This window comes from Microbacterium sp. Leaf351, assembly GCF_001423825.1.
GTDB lineage: Bacteria > Actinomycetota > Actinomycetes > Actinomycetales > Microbacteriaceae > Microbacterium > Microbacterium ginsengisoli.
In genome coordinates, this window is record NZ_LMPK01000036.1 from 1 (window position 1) to 844 (window position 844).

2 protein-coding genes are annotated in these 844 nt (G+C 70.1%); both read left to right on the forward strand.

The window, feature by feature from the left end; all coding sequences use genetic code 11:
• Positions 1-520: transketolase-like TK C-terminal-containing protein (locus ASG00_RS11935; protein ID WP_327037515.1), on the forward strand; the 520-nt coding region annotated here is incomplete at its 5' end.
• Positions 517-844, forward strand: a 328-nt coding sequence (locus ASG00_RS18395) for a transaldolase family protein (RefSeq protein ID WP_327037516.1), incomplete at its 3' end; no start/stop codon positions are given. The genes ASG00_RS11935 and ASG00_RS18395, both read left to right, overlap by 4 nt.

Consider the following 844-nt stretch of genomic DNA (forward strand, 5'->3'; position numbering starts at 1 on the left):
CGAACTCCTCACCCGCCACACCGGGCCCGCCGGCATCGCCCTCTCCCGCCAGAACCTCCCCGTGTTCGCACGCGGAGAAGGCGACGCGACAGCAACCGAGCTCGCCTCCGCCGCCGGCGTCGTCAAGGGCGCCTACATCCTCGCCGACACCGACGACACCCCCGACGTCATCCTCATCGCGACCGGCTCCGAAGTGCAGCTCGCCCTCGCCGCCCGCGACCAGCTCGCCACCGACGGCATCGCCGCCCGCGTCGTCTCCGCCCCCAGCCTCGAATGGTTCGCCGAACAAGACGACACCTACCGCGAACACGTACTACCCGCCGCCGTCAAAGCCCGCGTATCCGTCGAGGCAGGCTCCGCCCTCAGCTGGCACGCGATCGTCGGCACCACCGGCCGCACCGTGGCGATCGACCACTTCGGCGCGTCGGCCGACTACAAGACCCTGTACGCGAAGTTCGGGTTCACCGCAGAGGCGGTCGTCGAGGCCGCCCGTCAGACCATCCAGGAGAACAACGCATGAGCACCCCCACCGAACAGCTCGCCTCCGCGGGCGTCAGCATCTGGCTCGACGACCTGTCGCGCGAGCGCATCGTGACCGGCAACCTCGCCGAGCTCATCCAGACGCGCACGGTCTCGGGCGTCACGACCAACCCGACGATCTTCGCGGGCGCCCTCTCGAAGGGTGAGGCGTACGCAGCTCAGGTCGCCGACCTCGCCGCGGCCGGGGCATCCGTCGATGAGGCCATCTTCCGCATCACGACCGACGACGTGCGCGACGCGACGGACATCTTCCGTCCGGTGTTCGACGCGACCGGCGGCGTCGACGGACGCGTCTCGATCGAGG